A 369-nucleotide genomic window follows, 5' to 3' on the forward strand; every position below is an offset into this window, starting at 1 on the left:
CGGGCTTGAGCGACAGACCGCCGTTGGCCGCGTCGTCGAGGTCCATCTGCAAGTCGCCGTTGGCAAACGCTATTTCGTTGCGCGAGAGCAGCACGTCGAGATAGCCGGTACCCTTGGTGTGGAATCGGGCGCTTTGCTCCAGCTTCTTCAGATAGTCGAAAGCCTTGTCCTCGCCCATCAGCGACGACGTCAGAATGATCACGGCCATGCCGTCGCCCGCCGTCGCCGGATTCGAATAGGCGATCTTGCCGCTGTAGTCCGGATGCAGCAGATCGGCAAATGTTCTGGGCTCGTTTTTCGTAACCTCGGGGTTGATCGCGAACGAGAAGTAGTTGTTCACGAAGGTCGCCCATGCGCCGTCGGGCGCTT

1 protein-coding gene is annotated in these 369 nt (G+C 59.9%); it reads right to left on the bottom strand.

Annotation, left to right across the window (positions count from 1 at the left end; genetic code table 11):
* Positions 1–369 (bottom strand): ABC transporter substrate-binding protein (locus EN859_RS35905; protein WP_189502521.1); only part of this gene is annotated, 369 nt, incomplete at both ends.

It is taken from the genome of Mesorhizobium sp. M00.F.Ca.ET.216.01.1.1, assembly GCF_004010325.2.
Lineage (GTDB): Bacteria > Pseudomonadota > Alphaproteobacteria > Rhizobiales > Rhizobiaceae > Mesorhizobium.